This window comes from Permianibacter fluminis, from assembly GCF_013179735.1.
Classification (GTDB): domain Bacteria; phylum Pseudomonadota; class Gammaproteobacteria; order Enterobacterales; family Permianibacteraceae; genus Permianibacter; species Permianibacter fluminis.
Genome location: NZ_JABMEG010000001.1, coordinates 78,276 through 99,594, shown reverse-complemented (window position 1 = coordinate 99,594; position 21,319 = coordinate 78,276). Strand labels below are relative to the sequence as shown.

Annotated in this window: 19 protein-coding genes; 7 read left to right on the top strand and 12 right to left on the bottom strand. The window is 59.4% G+C overall.

Annotated features, from left to right (window positions below; translation table 11 throughout):
- The first annotated feature begins 5 nt into the window (after positions 1 to 5).
- A complete protein-coding gene (locus HPT27_RS00480; RefSeq protein ID WP_172237367.1) occupies positions 6 to 764 on the top strand; it encodes a hypothetical protein in 759 nt (252 codons plus the stop codon).
- A 164-nt stretch (positions 765 to 928) separates the two neighbouring features.
- Here the strand turns inward: HPT27_RS00480 and accC are convergent, their stop codons facing one another.
- The 3 genes from accC to aroQ form a co-directional block, all read right to left on the bottom strand.
- Positions 929 to 2,296: an acetyl-CoA carboxylase biotin carboxylase subunit gene (gene accC / locus HPT27_RS00475; protein ID WP_172237364.1), complete on the bottom strand. Its 1,368-nt coding sequence runs from the start codon at positions 2,294 to 2,296 to the stop codon at positions 929 to 931.
- Between the two features lie 188 nt (positions 2,297 to 2,484).
- Entirely contained in the window at positions 2,485 to 2,940 is a 456-nt protein-coding gene (gene accB, locus HPT27_RS00470; protein WP_172244973.1) for an acetyl-CoA carboxylase biotin carboxyl carrier protein, read from the bottom strand.
- A gap of 58 nt (positions 2,941 to 2,998) precedes the next feature.
- Positions 2,999 to 3,442: a type II 3-dehydroquinate dehydratase gene (aroQ, locus tag HPT27_RS00465; protein ID WP_172237361.1), complete on the bottom strand. Its 444-nt coding sequence runs from the start codon at positions 3,440 to 3,442 to the stop codon at positions 2,999 to 3,001.
- A 475-nt stretch (positions 3,443 to 3,917) separates the two neighbouring features.
- Between aroQ and HPT27_RS00460 the strand changes: the two genes are divergently transcribed.
- The gene (locus HPT27_RS00460; RefSeq protein ID WP_172237358.1) at positions 3,918 to 5,102 is read left to right on the top strand and encodes a CaiB/BaiF CoA transferase family protein; all 1,185 of its coding nucleotides are present in this window, start codon (positions 3,918 to 3,920) and stop codon (positions 5,100 to 5,102) included.
- A gap of 48 nt (positions 5,103 to 5,150) precedes the next feature.
- Entirely contained in the window at positions 5,151 to 5,759 is a 609-nt protein-coding gene (locus HPT27_RS00455; RefSeq protein ID WP_172237355.1) for a hypothetical protein, read from the top strand.
- Positions 5,760 to 5,889: 130 nt separating this feature from the next.
- Here the strand turns inward: HPT27_RS00455 and HPT27_RS00450 are convergent, their stop codons facing one another.
- The 8 genes from HPT27_RS00450 to HPT27_RS00415 all read right to left on the bottom strand — a co-directional run bounded on the left by HPT27_RS00450 (position 5,890) and on the right by HPT27_RS00415 (position 14,411).
- Entirely contained in the window at positions 5,890 to 6,114 is a 225-nt protein-coding gene (locus HPT27_RS00450; protein WP_172237352.1) for a hypothetical protein, read from the bottom strand.
- Positions 6,115 to 6,364: 250 nt separating this feature from the next.
- Entirely contained in the window at positions 6,365 to 7,498 is a 1,134-nt protein-coding gene (locus tag HPT27_RS00445) for a GGDEF domain-containing protein (RefSeq protein WP_172237350.1), read from the bottom strand.
- Positions 7,499 to 7,768: 270 nt separating this feature from the next.
- A complete protein-coding gene (locus HPT27_RS00440) occupies positions 7,769 to 8,743 on the bottom strand; it encodes an MlaD family protein (protein ID WP_172237347.1) in 975 nt (324 codons plus the stop codon).
- The gene (locus HPT27_RS00435; protein WP_172237344.1) at positions 8,740 to 9,303 is read right to left on the bottom strand and encodes an ATP-binding cassette domain-containing protein; all 564 of its coding nucleotides are present in this window, start codon (positions 9,301 to 9,303) and stop codon (positions 8,740 to 8,742) included. The genes HPT27_RS00440 and HPT27_RS00435 overlap by 4 nt, the downstream gene beginning before the upstream one ends.
- Before the next feature lie 26 nt (positions 9,304 to 9,329).
- Complete coding sequence (locus HPT27_RS00430; protein ID WP_172237341.1) at positions 9,330 to 10,019, bottom strand: ABC transporter permease; 690 nt, start codon at positions 10,017 to 10,019, stop codon at positions 9,330 to 9,332.
- A gap of 193 nt (positions 10,020 to 10,212) precedes the next feature.
- A complete protein-coding gene (gene dsbD / locus HPT27_RS00425; RefSeq protein ID WP_172237338.1) occupies positions 10,213 to 12,309 on the bottom strand; it encodes a protein-disulfide reductase DsbD in 2,097 nt (698 codons plus the stop codon).
- Between the two features lie 53 nt (positions 12,310 to 12,362).
- The gene (gene cutA / locus HPT27_RS00420) at positions 12,363 to 12,722 is read right to left on the bottom strand and encodes a divalent-cation tolerance protein CutA (RefSeq protein ID WP_211197796.1); all 360 of its coding nucleotides are present in this window, start codon (positions 12,720 to 12,722) and stop codon (positions 12,363 to 12,365) included.
- 123 nt (positions 12,723 to 12,845) lie between these two features.
- Positions 12,846 to 14,411 (bottom strand): diguanylate cyclase domain-containing protein, encoded by a 1,566-nt coding sequence (locus HPT27_RS00415; protein ID WP_172237335.1) that lies wholly within the window; start codon positions 14,409 to 14,411, stop codon positions 12,846 to 12,848.
- Between the two features lie 279 nt (positions 14,412 to 14,690).
- Between HPT27_RS00415 and HPT27_RS00410 the strand changes: the two genes are divergently transcribed.
- Both HPT27_RS00410 and HPT27_RS00405 read left to right on the top strand, forming a co-directional pair.
- Complete coding sequence (locus tag HPT27_RS00410; RefSeq protein ID WP_172237332.1) at positions 14,691 to 16,202, top strand: tetratricopeptide repeat protein; 1,512 nt, start codon at positions 14,691 to 14,693, stop codon at positions 16,200 to 16,202.
- Between the two features lie 47 nt (positions 16,203 to 16,249).
- On the top strand, positions 16,250 to 17,812 hold the full coding sequence (locus HPT27_RS00405) for a beta propeller repeat protein (RefSeq protein ID WP_172237329.1): 1,563 nt from the start codon (positions 16,250 to 16,252) through the stop codon (positions 17,810 to 17,812).
- A 267-nt stretch (positions 17,813 to 18,079) separates the two neighbouring features.
- Here HPT27_RS00405 and HPT27_RS00400 read toward each other — a convergent pair whose 3' ends face one another.
- Positions 18,080 to 18,796, bottom strand: coding sequence for a choice-of-anchor N protein (locus HPT27_RS00400; RefSeq protein WP_172237326.1), 717 nt, complete (start codon positions 18,794 to 18,796; stop codon positions 18,080 to 18,082).
- Positions 18,797 to 19,103: 307 nt separating this feature from the next.
- Here HPT27_RS00400 and groES point away from each other — a divergent pair, with 307 nt between their 5' ends.
- Together groES and groL are read left to right on the top strand one after the other, a co-directional pair.
- Entirely contained in the window at positions 19,104 to 19,391 is a 288-nt protein-coding gene (groES, locus tag HPT27_RS00395) for a co-chaperone GroES (protein WP_172237323.1), read from the top strand.
- Positions 19,392 to 19,516: 125 nt separating this feature from the next.
- On the top strand, positions 19,517 to 21,151 hold the full coding sequence (groL, locus tag HPT27_RS00390; RefSeq protein ID WP_172237320.1) for a chaperonin GroEL: 1,635 nt from the start codon (positions 19,517 to 19,519) through the stop codon (positions 21,149 to 21,151).
- Positions 21,152 to 21,319: the final 168 nt, after the last annotated feature.

Here is a 21,319-nt window from a genome sequence, read left to right as displayed (position 1 = left end):
AGCTGATGAAATTCCATACACTTGTTTTTCTTTTGCTGATTGTCAGTCCAACTGCTGGCGCGGGTAAACCAAATTTTGTGTTGCCATTAAGTGGCTCAATTGGCGGCGGAGACGCGGAATATCACGTTGCTCGCTGGTGGCGGTGGGTCAATAAAGTTCCGGATGGTGTTCGGCCATATCAGGACCCGACAGGTCAATTGTGCGGGCTCAATCAGACCGGAGATGTATGGTTTCTTGCTGGTACCGACGGCACAAGTAGTGTCAGACGTAGCTGCACAGTTCCCTCTGGGAAATACCTGTTTTTGCCTATTATCGCGGTCATGGCTAATACGAGTCCGACGAACAGACGCAGCTGTGATGAGCTCAAGAAGTGGGTTTCAATCAATAATGACAATAACGTCACGATGAAAGTTGTTCTCGATGGTATTCCGATAGGAAAACTGGATGCAATGCGTGTACGTACCGAGAAATGTTTTAATGCGTTCGCCGATGCATTGTATGTCGATAAGCCTGAGCTATATTCGCCAGCAGCCAGTGATGGTTATTGGCTTTTTTTGAGACCTTTGCCAGAGGGAGAGCATACTTTGGTGGTGGAGGCCAATTACAATTCCCCGGACAATGAGCTCGGGGATTTGCGACAACAATTTCAATACCGGTTACGTGTTGAGCCTGAACGTAAATCAGACGACAAGAAATCGAAGGTGAATGAAATTTTGACTGTGTTTCACGAAGCGACTGTGAAATTTGATGTAAGAGCGGAGTGAGCAGATTTTTCTGCTATTGATTTCTTTGTTGGAATAGACAAACTGCTGCTGCAGCGTATCTTTGTCATTGATGCGCTTGTGGTGCAACTCGAAAGCGCGGTCAATTGAATCAGAAAAAAAAAGACGGCCCATTGGGCCGTCTTTTTTAAGCAAAGAAATGCCAATTAGCCTTCTTTACGCAGCTTTTCCATCAGGTAATGAATGGTGGTGCCGCCGCGCTGGAAGTTCGAGTCGTTCATGATCTCGCGCTGCAGGCTGATGTTGCTCTTGATGCCGTCGATGACCAGTTCTTCCAAGGCGGTGCGCATCTTGGCGATGGCGGTATCGCGGTCATCGGCGAAGGTGATCAGCTTGCCGATCATCGAGTCGTAATTCGGCGGCACTTTGTAGCCGGCATAGACATGCGAATCCCAGCGAATGCCCAAGCCACCGGGCGGATGGAAGCGCTGGATCAGGCCCGGGCTCGGCACGAAGGTCTTGGGATCTTCGGCGTTGATCCGGCACTCGATGGCGTGGCCTTTGAGCTTGATGTCTTCCTGCTTGATCGACAAGCCGAGACCCGCGGCGATGCGCAGCTGTTCCTTGATGATGTCGACGCCGGTGATCATCTCGGTGACCGGATGCTCGACCTGGACGCGGGTATTCATTTCGATAAAGAAAAACTCGCCTTTCTCGAACAGGAATTCAAACGTGCCGGCGCCACGGTAACCGATTTCGACGCAGGCCTTGACGCACAGCTCGCCAATGCGTTTGCGTTGCTCGGGCGTGATGCCCGGTGCTGGTGCTTCTTCGACCACTTTCTGGTGCCGGCGCTGCATCGAGCAGTCGCGCTCGCCCAGATAAATGGCGTGGCCCTGACCGTCGGACAGAATCTGGATTTCAATGTGACGTGGCGCTTCCAGGAATTTCTCCATGTAGACCATGTCGTTGTTGAACGCGCTCTTGGCTTCGGCCTTGGTGGTTTGCACGGCGCTGTGCAGATGCGCTTCGGAGTGCACCACGCGCATGCCGCGACCACCGCCGCCGCCGGAGGCTTTGATGATCACCGGGAAGCCGATCTTGCGAGCAATTTTTACTTGCTCGACCGGGTCATCCGACAACGCGCCTTCGGAACCGGGCACGGTCGGTACGCCAGCTTTTTTCATCGCGTCTTTGGCGCTGACTTTGTCGCCCATCAAGCGGATGGTGTCAGCACGCGGACCGATGAAGACAAAACCGCTCGATTCGACCCGTTCGGCAAAATCGGCGTTTTCCGCCAAGAAGCCGTAACCGGGGTGAATGCCGACGGCGTCAGTCACTTCGGCAGCCGAAATGATCGCCGGGATATTCAGGTAGGAATCTTTCGAGGCCGGCGGTCCGATGCAGACTGACTCGTCGGCCAGTTTGACGTGCATCAGATCGATGTCGGCAGTCGAATGGACCGCCACGGTCTTGATATCCAGATCGCGGCAGGCGCGCAGAATGCGCAGGGCAATTTCGCCGCGATTGGCGATCAACACTTTATCCAGCTTCTGGGCAACCGGGTTGCTCATGGAATGAGATCTCATTTGCGCACCGTTCGATTTGCGGGGCTCTGCGTTGGCAGGGCCGAGTGGCATCGACAGACGAACGGTGCCGGTTGAATGACCGTTCCGGCTCGCACCGGAACGGCATGCTTCATCTATTCATTGTTGCTGGTGGGCGCTGACCGTAATCTGCAGCCTCCCACCCCGTTTTTGTATTATTCGATCACAAACAGCGGCTGATCGAATTCCACCGGTTGGCCGTTTTCGACCAGGATGGCTTTGATCGTGCCGGCTTTGTCGGATTCGATCTGGTTCATCATTTTCATGGCTTCGACGATGCACAGGACATCGCCGACTTTGACTTGCTGACCGACTTCGGCAAAGGCCTTCGAGCCCGGGCTTGCCGAACGGTAGAAGGTGCCGACCATCGGCGACTTGAGGGTGTGACCGCTGGCGGCGGCCGGAGCAGCAGCGGCTGCGACCGGGGCAGCAGCAGGCGCTGGTGCGGCCATTGGCGCCGGTGCGTGCATCGGCACGCTGTAGTGCATAGGTTGCGGCGCGCTGGAGTGGCGCGAAATGCGCACCGACTCTTCGCCTTCCTTGATTTCAATTTCCGCGATGCCGGACTCCTCGAGCAGCTCGATCAGCTTCTTGATTTTGCGGATGTCCATCTTCTCTTTCCCCATGGGTAGAACCTTCAAGGTTGGTAATGCGAATTCGGTAGTGGTGTCAGCGCCCGGTCAGCCGCGCGCTGGCGGCGCGAACGGCCAGTTCATAACCCTGCGCGCCGAGACCGGTAATGGTGCCGACGGCGACATCACTGAAATAGGAATGCTGGCGGAAGGCTTCCCGCGCCTGAACATTCGACAGATGCACTTCGATAAACGGAATCGCCGCCGCCAGCAGCGCATCGCGCAGGGCAATACTGGTGTGAGTGAATGCGGCGGGATTGATGATGATGAAGGCGGTGCCGTCAGTGCCGGCGGCATGGATGCGCTCAATCAGCGCCTGCTCGCCGTTGCTCTGCAGGCTGACCAGCTCGTGACCCAGCTCGCGCGCGAGTGCGCTGCAGCGGGCATCGATCTCGGCGAGACTGACGCGGCCGTACTTGTCCGGCTCGCGGGTGCCGAGCAGGTTCAGGTTGGGGCCGTGCAAGACCAGCAGTTTGGCCATCAATAAAGGATTCCGTCGTTACGCCCTGCACGCGGTCGGGTTCCGGACCACGTGATGTGTCGAACAGGTCGACATCTGGCGCTATTTAGTCGAGTTTTCACGACAACCTGTTATTTCGGAACAGGTTACGATACGGCATCCCAGCCGAGGCCGGGTATTGTGAAGGGCGACGACCCGAATGTCTATCTGACACAGGTCTAACCACAAGATCACACCAGATTTGCCGAATATCGGCACCAATCGCCACAAGATGCTGCGTTTGTGGCATTGGCCGGCGACCGGGCATGGCGGGCGCGGGCGGCTAAGATAGGCGGAATGGCTCAGGCGGTCAATCCGGTACGGTCGCACTTGGCGGCAGGGGCGTGGGCTGCCAGCGGGCCGCGCCAACCGAACAGCCGCAAGCCAAAACCAGAAAACAACGCAATCCAATTAAACGCAATTCAATAAACGCAACTCAATAAAGAGGATCAGTGCGATGGCAGGTTTGCTGACCGGAGTCCGGGTGCTGGATTTGTCGCGCATTCTGGCCGGGCCTTGGTGCACCCAGTTTCTGGCTGATTTGGGCGCCGATGTGGTCAAGGTCGAAAAGCCGGGCGAGGGCGACGACACCCGGCGCTGGGGCCCGCCCTTCCTCAAAAATGCTGACGGCAAGGACAGCGCCGAATCGGCCTATTTTCTGGCGACCAATCGCGGCAAGCGCTCGATTGCCATCGACTTCGCCAGTGCCGACGGGCAGGCGCTGCTGTTGCAGCTGGTCGGCAAGGCCGATGTGCTGGTGGAAAACTACAAGGTCGGCGCCCTGGCCCAGTACGGACTCAGCTATGACCAGCTCAAGGACCGGCATCCGCAGCTGATCTATTGCAGCATCACCGGTTTTGGCCAGACCGGCCCGGACGCCGACAAGGCCGGCTACGACGCCATGATTCAGGCCCGCGGCGGCCTGATGAGCCTGACCGGCGTGCCCGAGGGCGAGCCGGGAGCCGGCCCGGTCAAGGTGGGTGTCGCGGTTGCCGATCTGATGACCGGCATGTATGCCGCCAGCGCCATCAGCGCCGCGCTGTATCGGCGCGCGGTCAGCGGCGAGGGCGAGTACATCGATCTGGCCTTGTTCGATACCCAGGTGGCCTGGCTCGCCAACCAGGGCATGAACTATCTGGTCGGTGGCCAGCTGCCGGTGCGCGAGGGATCGGCGCACCCGAACATCGTGCCGTATCAGGCGATGCCCGCCAGCGACGGTGAATTCATGCTGGCGGTCGGCAATGACAAACAGTTCCGGGCCTTTTGCCGGGTCGCCGGACGTGAAAGCCTCGCCGATGAGGCGCGCTTTGCCAGCAATGCCGAGCGGGTGCGCAACCGACGCGAACTGCTGCCGCTGTTGCAAACGTTGACCCGACAACACTCGCGGCAGCACTGGCTGACCGCGCTGGCCGCGGCCGGTGTGCCGGCTGGCGAGCTGAACAATCTGGCGCAGGTGTATACCGATCCGCAGTTGCAGGCGCGCGAGATGATTCAGCATTTGCCACACGCCAGCGGCGTGAGCGTGCCGCATGCCGGCAATCCGTTGAAGCTACGTCAGCATCCGGTTACTTATCGCGCTGCAGCACCATTGCTTAATGCCGATGCGGTAGCGATACGGCAATCGTGGTTGGGTGAAACGTGATGCGATATGCTGCGAAGCCGCGTTTCAGCCCAGAGCCAATCCGTTTACATGGAGCAACAAATGACAAGGAAGAATTGGTCGGCATGGTGTTTAGGTTTGGTGGCAATAACCACGGCAATGTTGCTGACAGGATGTATTGGCACCTATCCCCAGAGTTTGGCCATGGTCAAGCCGGAGATCACCGGTGATCTCTCCGGCCCGCTGCGGGTTGAGGTCATCGACAATCGGCCTTACGTGCAGTCAGGCGACAAGACCAGCCAGTTTCTCGGCACCCGTCATCGGGCGATGATTTGGGGAATCCCGGAAAATATCATCAACGCTTCCGCAAAACCGGTGGCGCAAGAACTCGGTGACATTGTCGCCAGCAGCTTGCGGCAGCGCGGTGCAGTGTTATGCCCGTCAGAAAGCGCCGATATGAAGTGCAAGGCGGCGAAACTGGTGAAGCTCACGCTGCACGATTGGCGTTTCTCGTGGTCAAGAAATTCGGAACTGATGGTGGATGCCGAATTGGCTGTCAGTGATGATGCCAACACAATTTTGGCCAAAACACGGGTAACGACGCGTGCGCCACTGCAGCGCCCCGACGTCCAAAAAGACTTCCAGACGCAGCTGGAGCGCTTGCTCAATCAGCCGGAAATCCGAAGTGCGCTGCAGTAGAGATAAACGGCTCGAAAGAGGAGAGCGCGCAAATTCTGAAGCGCAATCTCATAAAACGTGTCGGCGCTGAACGTTGCTGAGCACCGTAGCAGGTGCATGCTTACATGGAGCATCCGTTACCGCCGCAGCGCTATTTTTCTTCTTCCTTGCTTTCGCTGCTGTCCTTGGTCACTTCGTTGACCACACGCTTGGTGCCTTGGCCCACTTCCTTAGCGGCATCGCGGGTGGCGTGACCGATATCGGTGGTCACTTCCTTGGTGGTGTGGCCGATGGTGCGGCCAGCGGATTTGAGCTCGGCACAGCCCGAGGCACTGAGAGTCATGACGATGGCAATTGCCAAGGCGCGTATCAACATGGTTTGGCCCTCCGCGGACGTTGTGGTCAGTCTACTACGCACTGACCCGGCGTACAGCATCGACTGGTTTGCAGAACGACAGGTTTTCAGAAAAACGGGCTTATAGAAAAACAGGGTTACAGAAGGCAGGCTCACAGAAAACAGCGTGATGCTGTTGTAGGAACGGCTGCTTCGGTTGCATTGACTGCGGCCCACCGGATCGGTTCCCGGTGGCACTGGGCGCCTGTCTCGTGCACGGCGTTCAGGTCGCCTACGTGGCCACTACGACCCGATCACGGCCATTGTGCTTGGCTTCATAGAGCGCGCTGTCGGCGCATGCCAGCAGATCGCGCAGCTGGTCGCCAACGCGATACTGCGCAACACCAAAAGAGCCGGTCATCTGCTGGCCTTCCGGCAATGTTGACTGATGGGCATTGCGCAGGGCGTTACGCAGCCGTTCAGCGCAGAGTCGGCTGCCTTCGAGATCGGTGTCCGGCAACAGAATCACAAACTCTTCACCACCATAACGGGCGACCAGCTCGTCGCCGCCATGCGCCAGCCAGTCGGTAGTGCGCAAATGCTGCATCAAGGTTTCAGCGGCGGTTTTCAGCACCGCGTCACCGGCCAGATGACCGTAGCGATCATTGATGGCTTTGAAATGATCCAGATCACACATGATGATGCTGAATTGACTGCCGCGGCGGCGCGCCCGCGCCTCTTCCCGCAACAAGGCTTCCATCAGAAACCGGCGATTGTGCAATCCGGTCAGGGCATCGAATGCCGCCTGATGACTGATCTGTTCGTGAGCCTCTTGCAAAGCCTGATGCTGCAAGCGTAGCTGCTTGCGCATGTCGTAGATGTGGCCACCCAACACGCTCTGGATCAACAGGACCACGGTCAGCATGACAAAGCGCACGATATTTTGTTGCAGCGAAACGCCGGCAGTTTCGTTGTAGATATCCAGCGCCATGATGCCGAGATAACCGCACAGCGCCACCAGCACAATCTGCAGAAAATCCTGACGCTGCAGCCGAAAACTGCCGAAGAAGAACGCACAGAGGTAAAACATCAAAATCTCGGCACGCAAATCCGGATTCAGATAAAGCGGAACGAATGACCACAGCGTTGCGAACAGCACCTGTGGTTTGGTCAAGCTGGGGTCGCGCCGCGACAAATTGCGGCCGCTGGCAATCCACCAGAGAAAACCGAGGTTGGCGAGCAGCGCGCTGCCGATGATGAATGCCAGCGCGATCTCGTTCAGGTGCACGCTGCCTTGCCAGCGGAACAGCAGCAGCAGGGCAATGCACACGGCATAGATCGCCCCGGCCAACAGCGTTCGTTGTTGGCGCAGACGTTGTGCTTTGGCCAGTACGATGGCGGCCTGTTCCTCGGCAGAAGTGATCATGGTGTGGACCGTTACCAGCTCCGGAGCGTCGAGCCCGGTTCATAAATACCAGTACATAAAGACCAGTACATCAAGACCAGTGAACAAAGCGTAGCAGCGAGCCAATTGCCTGTGTGCAAACATCGTTCACAAACCATGTTCACAAAACATCGTGCGAATCCGCTTTGCAACGTCCGGGAAATGCCGGCTGCGGCGGTAACTGGTCGGATGCACGGCCTTGCCAGCATACCGGTCATCGGAGGCTTGCGGTGGATTCCGTGGCCCGTTTCGCTAGGGTGAATGGGCGGGCGCCGGGACTGGCGGCGACTCTTTTTCCGGCGCATTCCGTGGCGCCTGCTTATCATCGGAGGGCGTGAACGGCCAATGCGTCTGCATATTGTCGACTGTGGTGTTGGCGTTCTTCAGCAGCGCCTCGGTATCTTGCAAAACGGTCGCAAGCTGCGGCCGGGTTTCGGCCAGCAATTGCTGCAGTGACTGCAGCGCCAGCGATGCGTCCTTGCCACTCTGATCGAGATTGCCGAGGGTGGTCTGCAGGCCGGCCGAAATTTCCGCCAGCCGCTGGTCGGCATTGCCGGCCAGCGTGCGTATGCTTTGCAGGCTGGCCTCGGTTTCCGCCAGCGTTTTCGGCAACTGTTTACCGGTCAGTTGATTGACGTTGGCGAGCATCTGATCAAGCTGCTGGCGCGACTGCCGCATCTCCTGCAGAAGGCCACGGGTTTCACTGGCAATCTGCTGCCAATCGCCGTTGGGGTCGTTCAGCGTCGCGGTGAATTGCTGCAGGTTGTCCAGCACCGGCAGCAATTTTTCGCGCAACTGATTGATCACACCGCCTATGCCGGGATCGTCTTCAAACGGCAATTCGCTGTTCTCTTTCAACGGGCTGCCGCTGCCAGCCACCAGCACGATATAGCTGTCACCAAACATGCCGTCACGCGCCTTGATGGCGCGGGTGCCGGCGCCGAGAAAGCGCTGGTAATCGGCATCGATCTGCAAGCTCACTTGCACCCGCGCCGTGTCATCCAGTTGCACGTCGCTGACTTTGCCTATCGGCACGCCGGACAAGCGAACCTGCATGCCGGGGCGCAACTCGTTGGCGCTGTCGGCCTGAAAACGCAAGTCAATGGTCGGGGTAAACCAGCCTTGTTCGTGCGCGAGTCCACCCAGCAGCAGCAGCAGCAGGCCGGCACTGCCGAACAGAAATAATGCGACCCGGTATCGGTGCTTGCCCGTTGCTGATGCCGTCATACCGCGACCTTCTCCAAAGCAAGTTCCGTCAGTTCGTGATGCTGCCAATTGATCTGTGCCAGCGCCGGCAACGCATCGGCGTACACCACCAGCCAACAGCATGGCCGACACAGCACATCGGCCTGTTGCAGCAATTGCAATTCGGCCCGGTTCTGTTCGACAAACCACGGTTCGTCGCAAACCAGCACGGTCGGTTCGGTCAGCAGTGCCCGGACAATGATGGCCGCGCGCTGTTGCACACTGGTCAACTGATTGGGCCGTTTGTTTAGCCAGTGCAGTGCGTTGTGGTCGGCAAAGCCAAGCTGGGCAAACAGTGTGTGCAAGCGTGCTTCCAGCGCCTGTTCGGCCTGCGGCTGCTGCCAGCTTGCCGGCAGCAAAATATTTTGCAGCGTGCTCAGGTTGCCGAGCAGCGCGCCCTGTTGATGCAGCAGGCCATAGCGAATCGACTGCTGCTGCAGATGCAGGCAGATGCTATCCAGCCATTGCTCGCGCTGCGACTCCTCGCTGCAACGCAAGGCGTGATGCTGACCGGCGCTCAGGTCAAGCGCTGTCCAGTTCATGTCCGTGCCATTTCGTTCATGTGCGATCAGGTCCACAAGCGCAGCAGCACGCCGAACAAGACGTCGAGCAGCAGAATGCTGATCACACTGTACAACACGGTGCGCGAGGCGAGGCGGGCGATTTCGGTGCTGGCACTGCCGGCGGAAAATCCGAGCTGACAGGCGATGCTGCTGACCGCCATGCCGAATATCGCGGTCTTGGCCATGCCGTAAAACGGTAAATGGGTTTCGGTATTGGCGGCCAGCGCGCGCAATTCGGTCAGCATGCCGGCCTGCGGTGTCATTGCGGCACCGATCAGCATGGCGCTGGCGACAAAATAGAGATACAGCGCGGCGCAGCACATGCTGGCGGCGAGCACGCGCGGCCACACCAGATACTCAATCGGATCGATGCCGAGTCGTTGCAAGGTGCGCAGCTCGCCGGTGACGCGCATTGTCGCCAGTTCGGTCGCCTGAGCGGCGCCGCTGCGAGCAGCGAACAACAAGCCGACCATGATCGGCGCGGCTTCTTCCAGTGTGCTGATGCTCATGATGCGCAGCGCCATGGCACTGCTTTGACCAAAGCTGCCCAGAATCAGGCTGACAATGATGGCGCCGAGCGCGCCACCCGCCAGCAAGGCAACGCCGACCGATTGCACACCGGAGAAATACAGCTGGCTCAGATAAACCTGCCGGATGGGCAGACGTTGTACATGCTGCAGCAGCGCCGGAAACATGATGGTTCCTGGTGGGTTCGCGCTCAGTATAGGTGACGGGGTTCCGTCTGCGCGCGCCATTTCGAGTGGCGGTTGTGGCGGGTGGGGTCACGTTCGCCCGCGCTGGCGATGATTCGGTGGTCTGCTGGGTGGCGCTGCAAAAGAAAAGCCGGCGTTCGCCACGCGGGCGAGCGCCGGCTTTGATGGAGTGTGCTCAGTTCAGCCGGGTGCTGACGTGCTGGGCAAACGCCTCGGCCTTCATGAAGCCGGTCACGCGGGTACCGGCCAGCTCGTTGCCGTTGCGATCAAAAAACAGAATGGACGGCAGCCCGAGAATGTTGAACTTTGCCATCAGCGCCAGATCGGTGTCGTCGTTGGCGGTGACATCGGCTTGCAGCAGCACGGTATTGGCCAGCGCTTTTTGCACAGCGGGATCCGGGAAGGTGTAGTCGGCAAATTCGAAACAGGCGACGCACCAATCCGCGAAGAAATCCAGCATCACGGTTTTACCGGCGGCGTTTGCCGCCGCCAGTTCGCGTTCCAGATCAGCGATGGACTTGATGCGTTTGAAGCCGGCGTGGGCATCGACCTTGCGATTGGTTTCGGCGGCTGCGCCCGCGCTGGCGAAACTTGGCAGCGGCTTCAAGGGATTGGTTTGCCCGGCCAGTGCGCCAATGACCAATGCAATGCCGTAAACAAGCGCGCCATAGCGCAATGCCTGCAGCAGATACTGCCAGGCGCTGTGGGTTTGCAGGCGGGCAAAGTAAGCCGAGAACGCCAACGCGAACAGCGCCCACAACAGCAAGCCGGCGCTGGCGGGAATCAAGCGGTTGACCAGCACAATCGACACTGCGATCAAACCAAAGCCGAACAGATGCTTGACGTTGTCCATCCAGGCACCGGCGCGCGGCAGCAACTGACCGCCACCGACGCCAGCGATCAACAGCGGAAGGCCCATGCCGAGTCCGAGCGCATACAAGGCGAGACCACCGCGCAGTGACTCACCGGTTTGCGCGATATAGGCCAGCGCGCCGGCCAGCGGTGCGCTGATGCACGGCGAAACAATCAAGGCCGACAAAGCGCCCATCAACGCGACACCGGTGATCGAACCACCGGAACTGCCAGCACTCGATTGCGCCAATCGATCGCGCACGGCGGCCGGCAATTGCAATTCGTAAGCGCCAAACATGCTGAGTGCCAACAACACGAACAACACCGCCGACGGCACAATCAGCCAAGCGGATTGCAGATAGCCTTGCAAGGCCGCGCCGGCACTGGCAACCGCCAGACCCAGTGCGGCATAGGTCAATGCCATGGCTTGAACATAGACAAAGACCAAGGCAAAGCGGCGACCGGTCGACAGTTGCGCACCTTGGCCGCCGATGACGGCGACAGTGATCGGAATCATCGGCAACACGCATGGTGTAAACGTCAGCAGCAGGCCGGCACCGAACGCAATCGCCATGGCCAGCAGCAAATTGCCACCGAGTGCGGCGGCCAGATCACCACCAGCGGCGGCGCCGGCAATCGGTGTCGATGCAGAGGTTGATGCGGATGCGCTGGCAGCAGTTTCGGTTGTCTGGATTAATTCGGATGCGGTGGCGGAATTGGTTGAATCGGATGCACCGACAGCCGCGTTACCGACGGCTGCACCAGTAATCGAAAACTTGCGCGTGGTCGGTGGATAGCACAGGCCGGCTTCGGCACAACCCTGGAAGGTCATTTTCAGTTCAAAGTCGCCGCTGGCTTGCGCGATTGGCAGCCGAATTTCCGCGAATTTGAAATAGACGATTTGTTCGCCAAGAAATTCGTCGTGTTTCAGTTTGCCGTCCGGAAACTGCGGTGCGGCGAATGTGGCGCCGTCGGCCTTGAAGCGGAATTGATCTCGATAGAGGTAATAGCCGGGCGCAATCGTGAAGCGGATCAGAATGTCGTTGTCGAGCCGGCTGACCTCGGCCTGAAACGCCTGATCGACTTTCAGGAATTCCTCGTTCTGGCCGTTGTCCGCTGCAGCGCGCAGCAGCTCGCTGGCCGATGCCGCATGGGCCGGCGGTGGTGCCAGAAACAATGCGCACAGCGCGATCAGTGTCGCAATGGTCAGCAAACCGAACCGCAGCCGTTGCTGCTCGGCGATCACGCGCCAGGCCTGCGCCCGGCGTTTGCCAAAGGTTGGCAGCGAGAAGCGGCGGGCGGCCTTGCCGGTGCTGGCGGACGCGCAGGACAGGACGATCTTCGAGGTGAGCGGGGTACGGGCACGTACCGGGAGCAGACCAGCCAGACGGCGGCCAATGGCGAACAGAACAGCTTTCATGGACAGATCGATCCGGTAACGGCTGCCGCCGTCCCACGGCAGCAATCCAGCGTTTATTTCAGGTTGTCATGCAGCCAGCGACCATAGCCGTCGCTGACGTGACTGGCCGGCAGCACAGTAAAGCCGGGAGTCTGGTAAGGGTGCAGCGCCAGCAGCCGTTGCTCCAGCATTGGCAGATGTGCGGCATCGGATTTCAGCACGAGCAGCCATTCGTTGTCGCGGCACAGTTCACCTTGCCAGCGATAATAGGAAACGATGCTTGGCAAAATGTTAACGCAGGCCGCGAGGCCCTCATTGACCAAGGTTTCCGCCAAATAGTTCGCGGCGGCCTCGGTGGCGACCGTGGTCAGGCAGACCCGGACAAAGCAATCGGTCATGGTGGTGACCTCCGTTGCGGTGAGGGCCGGACGCATCCATTGTCCGGCCGGGACAGCCAGCGTAGGCGTCAGCTGGCCAATCGGGCCCTGTTATCACCGGCGTCTTTGGCCCTTTTCGTCGGGCTTTTTGGTCGGGCCGGGCGGGCCGCCAGCAAGGCTTCAGCTGGCTAAGCGAGCGCTGTTGCCGCCAGCGTCCTTGGCCCACTGCAGGGCTTTTTCGGCGGCATCGCGCAGCGCGCCGGGAGCGCCGCCGTCATGCTGGGCGACGCCGGCGGACAGCTTGACTGCCAGAGTATGGCCGCCGTGCAGCAGCGGATGCTTCGCCAGATCGGAACGGACTGCGTCGATCAGCCGTAGCGCGTCATCGCCACGACAGCCCGGCAACAGCACGCCAAAGCGGTCGCCGCCGAGCCGGCCGATGGTGTCGCTCTTGCGCAGTCGCCGGCCGAGCAGGCGCGCCAGCTGGCGGACCACGGCATCGCCGGCACCATGGCCGGCGCTCTCATTGAGCGGACCGAGCCGGTCGATATCGAGCTGGGCAAAACAGAGCGGCTCGCCGGTGCGGCTGGCCTGGGCGCATTGGTTGTCGATGGCCTGGGCCATCGCCGACAGGTTCAGCAGGCCGGTCAGGCCATCGCGGTTCAGCTGGGCCAGCTGCATCCGGCTGCGGGCGATGCGGGTCAACACGGCTTTTTTCAGTTCATCAGCGCGCACCGGCTTGAGCAGAAAATCATCGCCGGACACGGCCATCGCCGCAGCCTGTTTCTCCGGGTTTTCTTCCGCCGACATGAACAGCACCGGCACCGTCCGCCAGCCCGGCATCTGTCGCAGCACGCGCGCCAATTCCAGCCCGGTGCATTCCGGCATCTGCATGTCGAGCAGGATCAGTTCCGGCTGCAGCGCATGCAGCGCTTCGAGAATCTTCAGCGGCTGATTGACCACCGCCGTCGAACAACCGGCCTCCTTGAGCACCTTGTTGTAATGCATGCTCTGCGACTTCGAGTCTTCGACAATCAGTACCCGCGGCGGCTCACCGGCGCTGGCTGGGCTGACCTCATCAATGGCTTCGATGAGCGCGGCGGTGTCCAGCGGTCGCGCCAGAAAGGCCGCGGCGCCCTGGCGAATGGCCAGCAGGCGGGCGGTGATCTGATCATCGTCCGCTACCACGATCAGCGGCGGCAGTTGGTCGCCATAGCGGGCGCGCAAATCGCCCACCTCATTGGCTTCCGCGACCAGCGCAACCGGCGCGCCGCCATCCTGCGGCACCGTGCTGGCGGCAAAGCCGAACAGCGCCAGCTGGCCGGCCAGCATGGTTCGTTCCTGTTCCGGCAGCGCCAGCCATAACGGCTGCAAGGCCAGATTGTCGGTGGCTGGCGCTTCCATTTGGGTCGCTTGCGGCTCGGCTGGAGCCAGACTCGGCTTGCCGTCGAGCTCCTCGGCCAGATGCGCCAGGGCCTGAATCAGCGGGGCGTAATTTGCCGGCTCGGGGTTCAGGCACTGATTTTCCACCTGCTGCAACAGCCGGGCGCAGGCGGCAAAACCAAAGCTTTCACAACTGCGGATGCTGTGCTCAAGCTGCACCACCAGCTGGCCGCCTAGCCCGGTCAGCGCTTCGCCGGTCTGCAAGCGCTGCACATAGCCGGCAATCTGGCGCAGCTTGCCCGGCAGTCGGCGGGCAAACAACCGGCGCAATTCGGCTTTTTGTTGGTCGGTTTCGGTGGACATCGGCACCTTCAGGCAGGGTCGGGTGGCACGTGGCGGGCAGGCAAAACTGCCTCAACTATAGCCGAGCTGCCCCGACTGGACGCGCCGTCGACGTGACCGGGTTCGCGCTTCTGTCGGGCCATTCGTCCGCTGCCGGGTCTTGCTGGTCGTCATGCGAACAAAGCCCTATGATGCCGCGCTTGGCTCGGCCGGTCAGATTCGCCGAGCGTTTGAACTGGGACATTAATCCCGGAATGATATTCGGCAGTGCAAGGCTGCCGTTGCCAAGGATGTTTCACCATGCGGTCTTTGCCTATCGCGACGCTAGTCGCGCTGATGTTGTTTGCCTTTCCTTCGGTGCATGCGGATGACAGCACCGACCCCGCCAAAGTGCAGCGTTTCGAGGTGTACAAAGAGCTGGCTGAGCAAGGCGATGCCCGTGCGCAATTCCAGCTCGGAACTCAGTATTTTCTGGGACAGGGCACGGCGGCAGACAAAGTCGTCGGCGTGCAATGGATACGCAAAGCGGCGGATGCCGGCGTCGCCGATGCCCAGGAATTTTTTGCCATGGCCTTGCAGGAAGGGGTTGGCACGGAACGCAATGTCGCCGAGGCGCAGCGCTGGTTCGTCAAAGCCGCCGAGCAAGGCAAGGCACGCTCACAGCGGCTGTTGGCCGCGATGCTGCTGACCGGTACCGGTGGCGAAAAAAATGCCGAGCAAGCGCGCATCTGGTTGACCAAGGCGGCTGAGCAAAATGACAGCGATGCGGTGTATCTGCTCGGGCTCAGTCATTTCGACGGCGCGTTCGGCACACCGGACTATGCGCAGGCCAAGCTGTGGCTCAGCAAGGCATACATTTCCGGCAAACCGGAAGCGGCTGATTATGTTGGCCAGATACACGAACGCGGCGTGCTCGGTTCGGCCGATGTCGTGCAAGCGGTCAGCTGGTATCTGGCCAATTATCGACTCAATGAGGCCACCAGTTTGCTGCGGCTGTCGCTGTTGGTGGCCGCGCATCCGGAATGGACGGTGCTGAAAGACGAGCGACTGCAACTGTCACCCGTGCTTGGTCAAGCTGATGATGCCGCGATGCTGACGACGCTGCGGGCAGAGCTGGCTGCCGGTGATGCGACCGCGCTGCTCAGTTACGGTGTGTTGCAGTATCTGGGCGCGCGAGGCGTCAGCAAGGATCACAAAGCGGCATTTGCATCGTTCAAGGCCGCCGCCGACAAAGGTTCGGCTGACGCCCGTTTTCTGGTCGCTCGCCAGTACGCCAGTGGTGATGGTGTCGAAGCCAATCGGGTATTGGCGCTGCAAGGTCTGCAAGCGCTGGTCAATGAAAACCATCTGCTGGCGCAGGCGTATCTGGGGCACATGCTGCGCTTTGATTCCCTGACCGCGCGCAATGTTGGTGAAGCCGAGCGTTTGCTGACCACCGCAGCACAGCGCGGTTCAATCGGGGCGGCCAGCTTGCTCGCCTATCTCTACGAAACCGGCAAGGATTTCAGCAAGGACAACAAGAAGGCGTTCGAGCACCAGCTGCAGGCCGCTCGTGGCGGTATGCCGTTCGCCCAGAGCCAGGTCGCCGGCATGTATTTCTATGGTACCGGTGTGTCTGACGACAAGGCGGCGGCATCGGCGTGGCTGGCATTGAGCAAGCGTGTTGTCACGCCCAGCACCAGCTGGGAATCACGGCTGGAAAGCGAGCTGCGCGATAAAGATCGCAAACGGGCGACCCGCCTGCTTGGCGAGTTGCAGGCTCAGCAGCCGACTCCGCTGGCAGTGCTGCCAGCGCTGGCGGTGGGCAAGTAAATCAATACCGATATTGCATGACCAAGGTTTCATCAGAAGGAGACAACATGAGCAGGACGAACTGGCGCCAGTTTGCGGCCATTTTGCTGGCAACGTTCTTGACCGGTTGCGGCACGATTCCCACCGCCAATCTGTGGCAATACAAGCAGGTTGGCGTGCCGAAAGATCGCGGTGCGGTGGTGATGAACGTCGCCAACAATGCGCATCGCATTGGCACGATCAGCAACTGGGATTACATCACGCTGACCAGCAAGACCAATCCGAACAAGAGTTTCAATCTCAATGCAGCGGATCACGTTGGCAGCACCAGTTCGCGGGCCTTCATTGGTGCGCTGCCTGCCGACGAGTATTTTCTGCAGACCATTGGTGGCAGCGAAGCCGGTTACAACGTCACCTATTTCAACTGGCTGAATCCGGGTGAAAAATTTGGCAGCTTCACGGTGGAAGCGGGCCGGCTGACCGATTTGGGCACCGTGATCTACCTGCCGGATCCGATCAACAAGCAGAGTTACGCGCTCGGCCGGGCACCGTTGCCGACACCGCTGATGGCGCTGCACCAGAAAGAAATGCCCAGCGTATTCAGCAAGCTGAAAAATGAGGCGCCGTTGGGCTGGAAGGACGGCTCAACGTATCTGACGCCGATCCTGATGTTTGCCAAACGCGCGGCGCTGGCCAATGGTGACTGGAGTCGGGATCGTGACGGCAATCTGCTGTTGCCCGGCAAGTTCGGCCAGATCAAGCGTCGGGCTCCGGATGGCAAATGGCAGCATTTCGACACGGGTCTTATCGAAGATCTGACCTGGGTGGGCCAGGGACTGGATGGTCGCTATGTGGCGTTGGCCGAATTCAACCGTTTGCTGACGGCGCCGACACTGGCCGGGCCGTGGACGGTGCGCGATGCCGGTCGTGGCGATGGTCTGCCGCTGGCTGCCGGAACGCTGGCTGATGGTCGTGTCTATCTGGCCGTGCGTTTGCAACGTGCTGCTACCGGCCCCAATACGCTGGCCCTGCTGATCGAAGACGGTCAGGGTGGCTGGGTCGATCGCGATCGGATGCCGTTCTCGGGTCCGCTGGCGCACAACGGTATTGCCCGCTGGGACGGCGAGCGTTTGTATCTGCTCGAACCGGGCGAACATTTGTGGATTTACCAACCGGCGACCGACACGATCAGCAAGCAGGTCACCAAAATCGAGCGTTTGATTCCGAGCTGGAGCGGCCCGTTGGCGGCGGCCACCACGCACGCGTTCAGCAAGGATGAACAGTGGATCAGTACCGACCGTGGCCAGAACTGGGCGCCGCTGAATGAGTACAAACGGCCGGAAAAATCTCTGGTACCGCTTGATATCGCGATTCCGGTCGGTGATCGGTTGTTTGCCCGTGCGCGCAAGAATGGCGAGGCGTTTGGTGATCAGATCTGGACCCAATCCAGCGATGCCGGCAAAACCTGGCAACCGGACGACAGCTTCTCTTACGCCTGCGCTGAATACCTGCGTGACGGCTGGTTCCAGAACGATGGCCAGAAGCTTTGGCAGGTTTGCAGCAACGGTTGGGTGTATCGTCGCGACGACTTGAACAGCATGTGGCAAGTCGACTGGCGGCCGCTGTTGTAATTGCAACAAGAGACAGCAAAACGGCTCCTGCGGGAGCCGTTTTTTTACTCTTTTGCAGCTGAACTGACCGAGCGGTCAGGCTGGCTAATTGGGCGCTGAAAACCTGCCATTGCTGTCGGTCACGGTTCGCAGCTCGCTTGTTGATTGCTTGCTGATTGCTTGCTGATTGCTTGCTGATTGCTTGCTGATTGCTTGCTGCGGATAGCTGCAGCATCAAAACAAACGGCCCCATCGGGGCCGTTTGTCATTTGCTGTGATACGCAGGGCTTATTTGCGGCGACGTGCCAGCAAGAAGGCTCCGAGCGAGAACAGCGACAATGTAGCCGGCACCGGCACTTCGATGTGCGGCGGTGGTGGCAGCGCTTCGGCGTCGTGCGAGAACGGTGCAAACACGTAGCGGCGACCATCGTTGGTGTAGCCAAAACCATCAAAATGCAGGAAATCGAAATCGCCCAGCATGGTGACGTGGTAGGCATTGATTTGACCGTGGAAATTGCCATCCACATCGACCGGCCACGCGCCTTGAGTGGCGTCGCCAATCAGCGAGTCGGTCAGGGCAAATACGCCGAGGTCGAATTGCTGCCAAGCGATACCCGGTTGATTGAAGATGCCGTGGTCGGCCAGCACGCTGTGATGACCAGTGCCCGAAAGGGTTGCAATCGGGTTGCCGGCCAAGGACGGGTCGACCACGTCGCAGCAGCCGGCCAGAGTCGGGGTAATCGACAGATTGGCCAGATCACCACCTTGGGTCGAGACCACCAGGCTGACACCACCAAGGCCATTGGCGCCGGTGATGGTGCCGCGTTGGCCGGTGTTACCAATGACCCAGACGGTGAAATCGTTCTCCGTTACCACCCAGGTTTCGCTGGCAACGTCATAGGTACCGCCTTCAACGTACAGCTGGAGGACCGGCAAGGCATGCACGGCAGGGGCTGCGCTCAGGGCGAGCGCGAAGATCCATTTCTTGATATTCGGGAACAGCATAAGAATCCTTGTTTATCAGATTGTCGCGTTTGGATACGCGAGCCGGAGCAAAGCAAGGACGGGGCCATCCCATGAAAAACAAGGTCTTAGCTACAAAACTGTACAATTGTTTTACATGTCACCGTAAAATATTTTGACATTTTTGCCAACGCGCCATCCTGACCTTGCACTCTCCCCTCGCGAGTGCCAACATTTAGCACTCTGGCCCCTTGAGTGCTAAAGAGTCGTCCCCATCAAGTGGCCACCGATATTCCGGACCCCGGTTCCGGGGTCCTGTTCCTATGTGTACCAATGAGGAGAAAACGCAATGAACCTGCGTCCGTTGCATGACCGCGTTGTGGTCCGTCGCCTGGAAGAAGAGCGGATGTCCGCTGGCGGCATCGTGATCCCTGACAACGCCACCGAAAAGCCGAGCAAAGGCGAAGTCGTGGCTGTCGGCCCGGGCAAGCGTCTGGACAACGGCAGCGTCGCTGCCCTGTCGGTGAAAGTCGGTGAGAAAGTGCTGTTCGGCAAGTACAGCGGCACCGAAGTGAAAGTCGACGGCAAAGAGTTTGTTGTGCTGCGCGAAGAAGATCTGTTCGCGGTGATTGGTTAATCCAACGGTTGTCCGATGGACCGTAGCCTGGATTAGGCGCAACGCGCCGTAATCCGGGTCCGCAAAGCGGACGGAAACCATCCGATCGTTCCGAACTTTCTACGCAAAATTTAGAGGATTCAAACATGGCTGCTAAAGACGTACGCTTCGGTGACGAAGCTCGCGCAAAGATGCTCAATGGCGTCAACATTCTCGCCAACGCTGTCAAAGTGACGCTGGGCCCGAAAGGCCGTAACGTCGTGCTGGACAAGAGCTTCGGCTCGCCGACCATCACCAAAGACGGTGTTTCGGTTGCCAAAGAAATCGAACTGGAAAACAAGTTCGAAAACATGGGCGCCCAGATGGTCAAAGAAGTCGCTTCGCAGACTTCGGACGTCGCCGGTGACGGCACCACCACTGCAACCGTGCTGGCCCAGGCCATTTTGGTTGAAGGCATGAAGCTGGTTGCCGCCGGCATGAACCCGATGGATCTGAAGCGCGGTATCGACAAAGCTGCCGCCGTGATCGTCGAAGATCTGAAGAAACTGAGCAAGCCATGCTCGGACGACAAGGCCATTGCCCAGGTCGGCACCATTTCGGCTAACAGCGACGAAGCCATCGGCCGCATCATTGCTGACGCGATGAAGAAAGTCGGTAAAGAAGGCGTGATCACCGTCGAAGAAGGTTCGGGTCTGGAAAACGAGCTGAACGTCGTCGAAGGTATGCAGTTCGATCGTGGTTACCTGTCGCCGTACTTCATCAACAAGCAGGAAAACATGAGCGCCGAGCACGAAAACGCGTTTGTGCTGCTGGTTGACAAGAAAATCTCCAACATCCGTGATCTGCTGCCGGTGCTGGAAGGCGTTGCCAAAGCCGGTCGTCCGCTGCTGATCATCGCCGAAGACGTCGAAGGCGAAGCGCTGGCCACGCTGGTGGTCAACACCCTGCGCGGCATCGTCAAGGTTGCTGCGGTCAAGGCCCCGGGTTTCGGCGATCGCCGCAAGGCCATGCTGGAAGACATCGCTGTGCTGACCGGCGGTACCGTGATTTCGGAAGAAATCGGTCTCAGCTTGGAAAAAGCCACGCTGAAAGATCTCGGCCAGGCCAAGCGCATCCAGATCACCAAAGAAAACACCACCATCATTGATGGTGCCGGTGATCACAAAAACATCGAAGCCCGCGTCAAGCAAATCCGCGCGCAAATCGAAGAGACCTCGTCGGACTACGACCGTGAGAAGCTGCAAGAGCGCGTCGCCAAACTGGCCGGCGGCGTTGCCGTGATCAAAGTCGGTGCCACCACCGAAGTCGAAATGAAAGAGAAGAAAGCCCGCGTTGAAGACGCGCTGCACGCCACCCGTGCTGCCGTTGAAGAAGGCGTGGTACCTGGCGGCGGTGTCGCACTGGTCCGCACCCTGAAAGCGCTGGAAGGCCTGAAAGGCATCAACAGCGATCAGGACGCCGGCATCAACCTGCTGAAGCGCGCCATCACCGCGCCGCTGCGTCAGATCGTTGCCAACGCCGGCGAAGAGCCGAGCGTGATCCTGGACAAGGTCGTTGCCGGTTCGGGTAACTACGGTTACAACGCCGCCACTGGCGTGTACGGCGACATGGTCGAGTTCGGCGTGCTGGATCCGACCAAGGTCACCCGCACTGCGCTGCAAAACGCCGCGTCGGTTGCCGGTCTGATGCTGACCACCGAGTGCATGGTCTCCGAGCTGCCGAAGAAAGACGCTGGCCCGGCTATGCCGGCTGGCGGTGGCATGGGCGGCATGGATTTCTAATCCACGCTTGTCCTGTTGTCATCAAACAAAACCCCGCCTCAGCGGGGTTTTGTTTTTCCGGAAATAATGAATTGCTTTGGTAGCAGCGAGCTTGCTCGCGATGCTTTCTGAATCTGCCAGCCATTCGCGAGCAAGCTCGCTCCTACAACGTCAGCACGAATGATCTGG

Excerpts from the sequence above, each read along its gene's own strand:
- HPT27_RS00480 (WP_172237367.1), top strand. The coding sequence starts at position 6 with ATGAAATTCCATACACTTGTTTTTCTTTTGCTGATTGTCAGTCCAACT.
- accC (WP_172237364.1), bottom strand. The coding sequence starts at position 2,296 with ATGAGCAACCCGGTTGCCCAGAAGCTGGATAAAGTGTTGATCGCCAAT.
- accB (WP_172244973.1), bottom strand. The coding sequence starts at position 2,940 with ATGGACATCCGCAAAATCAAGAAGCTGATCGAGCTGCTCGAGGAGTCC.
- aroQ (WP_172237361.1), bottom strand. The coding sequence starts at position 3,442 with ATGGCCAAACTGCTGGTCTTGCACGGCCCCAACCTGAACCTGCTCGGC.
- HPT27_RS00460 (WP_172237358.1), top strand. The coding sequence starts at position 3,918 with ATGGCAGGTTTGCTGACCGGAGTCCGGGTGCTGGATTTGTCGCGCATT.
- HPT27_RS00455 (WP_172237355.1), top strand. The coding sequence starts at position 5,151 with ATGGAGCAACAAATGACAAGGAAGAATTGGTCGGCATGGTGTTTAGGT.
- HPT27_RS00450 (WP_172237352.1), bottom strand. The coding sequence starts at position 6,114 with ATGTTGATACGCGCCTTGGCAATTGCCATCGTCATGACTCTCAGTGCC.
- HPT27_RS00445 (WP_172237350.1), bottom strand. The coding sequence starts at position 7,498 with ATGATCACTTCTGCCGAGGAACAGGCCGCCATCGTACTGGCCAAAGCA.
- HPT27_RS00440 (WP_172237347.1), bottom strand. The coding sequence starts at position 8,743 with ATGACGGCATCAGCAACGGGCAAGCACCGATACCGGGTCGCATTATTT.
- HPT27_RS00435 (WP_172237344.1), bottom strand. The coding sequence starts at position 9,303 with ATGAACTGGACAGCGCTTGACCTGAGCGCCGGTCAGCATCACGCCTTG.
- HPT27_RS00430 (WP_172237341.1), bottom strand. The coding sequence starts at position 10,019 with ATGTTTCCGGCGCTGCTGCAGCATGTACAACGTCTGCCCATCCGGCAG.
- dsbD (WP_172237338.1), bottom strand. The coding sequence starts at position 12,309 with ATGAAAGCTGTTCTGTTCGCCATTGGCCGCCGTCTGGCTGGTCTGCTC.
- cutA (WP_211197796.1), bottom strand. The coding sequence starts at position 12,722 with ATGCGTCCGGCCCTCACCGCAACGGAGGTCACCACCATGACCGATTGC.
- HPT27_RS00415 (WP_172237335.1), bottom strand. The coding sequence starts at position 14,411 with ATGTCCACCGAAACCGACCAACAAAAAGCCGAATTGCGCCGGTTGTTT.
- HPT27_RS00410 (WP_172237332.1), top strand. The coding sequence starts at position 14,691 with ATGCGGTCTTTGCCTATCGCGACGCTAGTCGCGCTGATGTTGTTTGCC.
- HPT27_RS00405 (WP_172237329.1), top strand. The coding sequence starts at position 16,250 with ATGAGCAGGACGAACTGGCGCCAGTTTGCGGCCATTTTGCTGGCAACG.
- HPT27_RS00400 (WP_172237326.1), bottom strand. The coding sequence starts at position 18,796 with ATGCTGTTCCCGAATATCAAGAAATGGATCTTCGCGCTCGCCCTGAGC.
- groES (WP_172237323.1), top strand. The coding sequence starts at position 19,104 with ATGAACCTGCGTCCGTTGCATGACCGCGTTGTGGTCCGTCGCCTGGAA.
- groL (WP_172237320.1), top strand. The coding sequence starts at position 19,517 with ATGGCTGCTAAAGACGTACGCTTCGGTGACGAAGCTCGCGCAAAGATG.